The 6,710-nt window shown below is 44.9% G+C and carries 2 protein-coding genes and 1 pseudogene; 2 read left to right on the top strand and 1 reads right to left on the bottom strand.

Annotation, left to right across the window (positions count from 1 at the left end):
• Nucleotides 1-273 precede the first annotated feature (273 nt).
• Both LAY41_RS31895 and LAY41_RS31890 read left to right on the top strand, forming a co-directional pair.
• On the top strand, nucleotides 274-2,979 hold the full coding sequence (locus LAY41_RS31895; protein WP_249106700.1) for a GAF domain-containing protein: 2,706 nt from the start codon (nucleotides 274-276) through the stop codon (nucleotides 2,977-2,979).
• 155 nt (nucleotides 2,980-3,134) lie between these two features.
• Nucleotides 3,135-6,323, top strand: a complete 3,189-nt coding sequence (locus LAY41_RS31890; protein ID WP_249106701.1) for a hybrid sensor histidine kinase/response regulator — start codon at nucleotides 3,135-3,137, stop codon at nucleotides 6,321-6,323.
• On the opposite strand, the pseudogene LAY41_RS31885 reads toward LAY41_RS31890, so the two are convergent.
• Nucleotides 6,292-6,501 (bottom strand): annotated as a pseudogene (locus tag LAY41_RS31885) (IS5/IS1182 family transposase); the annotation flags it as partial. The gene LAY41_RS31890 and the pseudogene LAY41_RS31885 overlap by 32 nt on opposite strands.
• Between the last annotated feature and the right edge of the window lie 209 nt (nucleotides 6,502-6,710).

Raw genomic sequence — 6,710 nt, 5'->3', positions numbered from 1 at the left:
GGCAGAGGGGCAGAGGGGCAGAGGGGCAGAGGGGCAGAGGGGCAGAGGGGCAGAGGGGCAGAGGGGCAGAGGGGCAGGGCAAAAGGAGAATTGGAGTTAACAGTCAACAATTAACGATCGCCAATCATCAATTTCCGATCGCAGCTCGCAAACTTTAACAAATATTTTAATATGATATCATGTCCCGTAGCATCGATTGCCTAAAAAAACGCTCTCTTATCTGCGTTTATCTGCGTTAATCTGTCTTCATCTGCGGTAAAAATTTAACCACCGATGACAACAGACAATTTCCCGTATTACTCTTACACTACCGATACAACCGGACAGGATATGACTCAAACATCTAGCGAAACTTCTACTTCAAACAGCACTAACAATTCTCAAGAGCAAGCTAATAAGATTTCGTCTTACTCCCAAATTCTACCAGTTGGACAAAACGCTGAAACCAGTGTAATAACATCACCGGAATCACCAGAGTATTTGCCAGCTACGATCGTGTCAAGCGCTGTTAACAAGCCAATTGACACCCTAGCGGTGGAACTCGAAACGGGCTGGTGGAGGGGACTGAGCTTGAAAGATAAAGCCACAATAAGCGCTCTAGCCATCAGCACCCTGCCCGTATTCATAATTGGTACAACCAGCTATTATTTCTCCGACAAATTAGCAGGTGTAATAATTGGCACAGGCGTATCAGTAGTAATAGCAAGTGCGATCGCGATCTTCCTCACCAACCGGGCCATTCGTCCCATCCTGATCGCCGCCGCCACCGTCAAACAAATGGGGCAAGGTAAACTCGATACCCGCATTCAGCTAGAAACTAAAGACGAACTAGGCATCTTAGGGACTAATATCAACCAGCTAGCCGATCGACTGCAAACCCTCTTAGCAGAAAAAGAAGCCGCCGCCAGACGAGATAGATTAATAGGCGACATAGCCTGGAGAGCCCGTCAAGGAACAGATCCGCAAGACCTTACCAACAGAGTTCTAGCAGGAATACGACGAGTTCTAAATGTCGATCGCGTCGTAATTTATCGCTTCAACCAAGACTGGAGTGGCACCGTCGTTGCCGAATCAGTAGGCGCTGGTTGGACAAAAGCCCTCGACGAAAAAATTGATGACCCCTGTTTTCGCGCTCGTTATATTCCCCAATACCAAAATGGGCGCGTGCGTGCCATCAACGACATTAACAACGAACCGGGATTAACCGATTGCCACATTCGCACCCTGGAACAATTTGAGGTGAAAGCCAACCTCGTCGCGCCCATGCGAAAAGACAATGAATTGGTAGGTTTACTAATAGCCCATCAATGTTCTGCAACCCGCAACTGGCACCAATCAGAAATCGATTTCTTCTTACAATTAGCTTCTCAAATAGAATACGCCTTCGATCATGTAGGCTTCATCCAACAACTCCAATCTGCCGCTAGACGCGAACGCTTATTAGGCGACATTGCCTGGAAAGCTCGTCAAGCGACAGATTCATCCGAACTTTTATCCTCAGCTCTTACTGGCATTCGCAAACTCCTAGAAATAGATCGCGTCGTAATTTATCGCTTCAACCCGGACTGGAGTGGCACCGTCGTTGCCGAATCAGTAGCCTCCGGTTGGACAAAAGCCCTAGACGAAAAAATTGATGACCCCTGTTTTCGCGCTCGTTATATTCCCCAATACCAAAATGGCCGCGTGCGTGCCATCAACGACATTCACAACGAACCGGGATTAACCGATTGCCACATTCGCACCTTAGAACAATTTGAAGTCAAAGCCAACCTCGTCGCGCCCATGCGAAAAGACAATCAATTGGTAGGTTTACTAATAGCCCATCAATGTTCCAAAACCCGCAACTGGCAGCAATCAGAAATTGATTTCTTCCTCCAGGTAGCCACGCAAATTGAATACGCTCTCGACCATCTAGGCTTTATTAAACAATTAGAAGAAGCACGCCAAGCAGCTGAAGCAGTATCCCTCGAACAACGTCAAGAAAAAGAAGCTCTGCAAGCCCAAATTGAAGGATTCCTCCAACAGATAGAAGGAGCGTTCCAAGGCGACTTAACAGTTCGTGCTGGGGTGACACCTGGTGAAATGGGAACAGTAGCTGACTTTTTCAACGCCCTGATCGAGAACTTGCAGGACATTGTTTTGCAAGTACAATCAGCCGCCAGTGACGTAACGCAAACAGCCAAAGTTAGCGAAATAGATGTAAAAACGCTTTCTGATGAAGCTCGGAGGCAGTCAGAAGCGATCGCAGCCACTCTGGATCAAATTCAAGTCATGGCGAATTCTATCCAGAAGGTTGGCACCAGTGCCCAACAAGCAGCACTCAAAGTTCAGGAAGCCAATCAAACCTTAAAAGTTGGCGATCGGGCCATGAACAAAACAGTAGATGGCATCTTAACTATTCAACAAACAGTTGAAGAAACCGCACTGAAAGTAAAGCGCTTGGGCGAAGCTTCCCAAAAAATATCCAGAGTCAGCAGCCTAATCAAAGATTTGGCAAATCAGACAAACATTTTGGCACTGAATGCTTCAATTGAAGCCGCCGGATCTGGTAAACAAGGCCAAGGATTTGCCGTAGTTGCCGAAGAAGTGCGTGCTATAGCAGAACAATCAGCAGCCGCAACCAAAGAAATTGAACAAATTGTAGAAGAAATCCAAATAGAAACCAATGAAGTTGTCACAGCTATGGAAGCGGGAATGGAACAGGTGAGTACTGGCACCAACCTCGTCAAAACAACAAGAGCTAAGCTCACTTCGATCGCCGCAGTCAGCGCCCAAATTCGTACCCTTGTTGAAGATATGACTCAAGCCGCCACATCTCAAATGCAGACATCCACCGACCTCACCCAAACCATGCAGGAAGTAGCCACTATCGCTAACCAAACCTCGGCACAATCGCAAGCAGTCGCAGATTCCTTCACTAAGCTACTTGGGGTAGCCAATGAGTTGCAAAATAGCGTGGCACAATTCAGAGTAAAATAATTGCAAATTTCAGATTTTAGATTTTAGATTTGCAGTTGGAACTCGGCACCAGAAAAGTCAAAAGTCAAAAGTCAAAAGTCAAGAAGGGAGTGGGGGAGTGGGAAAGAGAATCCCCAATCCCCAATCCCCAATCCCCAATCCCCAATCCCAATAAAATGTTAACTCAAATCGAAACAGACGACGAAATTTACCATTTTTTTGTCCAAGAAACTTTGGAATTTTTGCAAAGCCTTGAAAAAGGTTTGCTAACCTTAAGGCAAGAACACAGCACCAATAAAATTCACAGCCTCATGCGGGCAGCCCATTCCATCAAAGGGGGAGCAGGCTGTGTCGGCTTAACGGGGATACAAACTATAGCTCATCAGCTAGAAAATGGGTTTAGAGCTTTATATAGAGAAGATGTTGAATTCGATCGCGAGTTGGAAGAACTGCTTTTGCAAGCTTACGATACGCTGCGATCGCCTTTAATGGATCAAATTAAAACAGGCAAATGTAAAACCGACACCGCACTAAAAAAAATAAAACTTATCTCCACCCAGCTAGAGGCTAAACTCGGTCATAGCCTGGAAGAAGAAACCCAGGTGCCTGAAGTAGAAATGAATGTCGATATTACTCAGTTTCTGTTTACCCAGGAGGTGGCGCAGGGACTGACTCGCTGGGAAACTCTTTTAACTAATCCGACATCAAAATTAGTCGAAGAATTAAAGGCTCAAGCAGAAGTTTTTGTCAGTTTTGGGGAACTCTTAAACCTGCCCGGTTTTGTCGCCATTGCTAAAACCACAATCTCGGCGTTGCAAGCTAATCCGTCGCAAGTTAAGACTATTGGACAACTAGCTGCTTCAGATTTTAGGGTATCTCAAGCCGCTGTTTTAAAGGGCGATCGCTCAACAGGAGGAAGTCCTTCCACTCAGTTAGTCAATTTAGCGCAACTCCCTAAACCAAAGGCTAAGAATACCAATGGCAATCCATCCATCACGCCGATGCCAAATTCATCGCTGTTGGAAGATTTGGATAAAACCTCTAGTCAACTTCAAAAACCTTTGTCTGCTCAAGCGCCCACATCATCCCTGCTGGAAGATTTAGAAAAAACATCTAGCCAAGTTCTGACGCCTCCCAAGGCTTCTGTGGCAGAATCATCGCTGTTAGAAGATCTAGCAAATGGTTTTAGCAGCAGCAAGAAAGCAAAATCTCAGATTTCAGATTTACAATTGTCAACTGAATCTAAAAAGGTTAAATCTGAAATATCAAATATAAAATCTCCAGTTATCAAAGCTGAACTTAAAGAGGAAAATAAAAACGGCTTTCACCATAATGGTAAGAGCAAAATCCCAGTTGTTGAGCAACCCACCGCTGCTGTTAAAACCAATGTTTCTTATGAGCCAACAGCAGTCGATTTAGTCTGGGAAACTACGCAACCAACTCAAGATCCTGCTGGAAACGAGCAAAATGCCAAATTGGGAGTGCGGGTTGATTTAGAACGCCTGGAACTGCTTAACAATCTAGTTGGCGATTTGGTAACGCAAGAGAACAGCTTTTTTTTGCAATATCAACAACATAAAGAAATTCTTGATGCGATCGCGCAAAGGTTGAACCGCTTTAATAAGCTGACTCGCAACTATTTGGGCAGAGGGGCGGAGGGGCAGAGGGGCAGAGGGGCAGAGGGGCAGAGGGGCAGAGGGGCAGAGGGGAAAGAAAGATCGCAAATTACTAATTCCCAATTACCTATTCCCTTAGAACAAACAGTAGAAGAAGAGATTGCCCAATTGCAAGAAGCCCTTCAGGATATGGCACTAACCCAACAGCAGGTGCAACAAATTATCAAAAAAAGGCAGCAAACTCTCAACCAATTACAAACAAATCTCTTAAATGCTAGAATGCTGCCTTTGGAAAACTTGCTGAACCGATTTCCTAGGATGATACGAGACTTTGCTACTAAAAATCATAAGCAAGTTAACCTTCAGATGATCGGAATGTCTACGCTAATAGACAAAGCAATTTTAGAAAAGCTTTACGATCCATTAATTCATCTGGTACGCAATGCTTTTGACCACGGTATTGAAACTCCCCAAGTGCGAGAAGCTCAGGGCAAATCACCGACAGGTACTATTACCATAAGCGCTTATCATCGGGGAAGTAACACTTACATTGAAGTGCAAGATGATGGTCAAGGAATTGACCCAAAGAAAATTTCTCGCCGCGCTGTCGCCATGAATTTGCTGTCTCCATCTGAGGCATCTATATTGCCGAAAAATCGCTTGTATAAGTATCTGTTTGCTCCCGGTTTTTCTACTGCCGATCGAGTGAGCGAACTTTCGGGTCGAGGAGTTGGCTTGGAGGCGGCGCGGCTCCAGTTAGGTGCTTTAAAAGGCTCGATTGGTGTGACTTCCGAACCGGGAAAAGGAAGTACCTTTATCCTGCGTTTGCCTTTCACTTTGACAATTACCAAGTTGTTGATTTTCAGCGTTAACGCTAATCTATTGGCGATTCCTGTAGATGCGCTGATGGCGATCGCAGCTGCCCCAGAAGATCGCATAGAAACCCATCAAGGGCAAGAGTTTTACTCGTGGCAGGGGCGTTTGATTCCTGTGTATTCCTATACTCTACTATCTTCTTATAACTATCCCCAAACACCACCCGCTTCTGACCAACTTAGAGGCTCTTATCTTTGGCAAAAATCTGGTAAAATACCTCTGCTTTTGCTCTCCCACAGATCGCAAGCGATCGCTCTAAAAATAGACCAAATTTTGATGGAACAGAACCTGGCTATCAAACCCTTTGGTGAGGCGATGACAGCGCCGCCCTATTTCTATGGTTGTACAATTCTAGGTGATGGACGTCTGGTTCCGGCAATCGATGGTTCGCAGCTAGCTGCATGGCTTCTGCAACAGAAATCAGCGCAAAATACTGTTGTTTCGACACTGCCTATATCGCACAATTTTAAATCCGTTTCTAGCTCATCGATGCCTGCGGTTTTGACGATCGATGATTCTGTCACCATGAGAAAAAGCTTATCTTTGACTCTGAGCAAAGAGGGATATCAAGTGCTACAAGCTCGGAATGGTTGGGAAGCGATCGAACTATTACGACAAGAACCAAAAATTAAGGCTATTATCTGTGACATAGAAATGCCTCAGATGAATGGCTTTGAGTTTCTCAGTCGCTGTCGCAAAGAATTTAGCGTCCGGGCTTTACCAGTCATTATGCTCACATCCCGCAGTAGTGAGAGGTATCGTCTTTTAGCTAAGCAGTTGGGAGCGATCGCCTATTTAACTAAACCATACTTGGATAAGCAGTTGCTCAATACCCTAAAACTTTGTCTAGAAGGGACTCTAGTGCCATCCTAAATGTTTTGGCTCTAGCACCCATTTCTGGGTCAAATAATGCTGCATATTCCGCTTCAAATTCTGTCCAGGATATCAGTTTGGCCATGATTACCCATCGGTTATCTGATGATAATTTTACCGAGGAAGGAAATTCAAAGTTTTCCGGTGGGGTAGTTGGTGGCTCGACTTGTCGGTACATGGTTTATGGCCCACTCCCTGATGGTGATGCAAGGTTTTGGGGCTATTTTACACCTATTTCTTGCATTTGAATCGGTTTATATAGCCCTATAATCCTTACAGTGTAAGCTTTTCGGTCTTCTTCAGCAAGCCCTACTTAGCGATTATTTCAGGGAACAAGAACAGGCAAAAACCTATTCTCCTATTTTTGAATATCCTAATTTTGAATAT

The organism is Argonema galeatum A003/A1, from assembly GCF_023333595.1.
GTDB classification, from domain to species: Bacteria; Cyanobacteriota; Cyanobacteriia; order Cyanobacteriales; family Aerosakkonemataceae; genus Argonema; species Argonema galeatum.
This window is presented reverse-complemented; position numbering and strand designations above follow the sequence as displayed.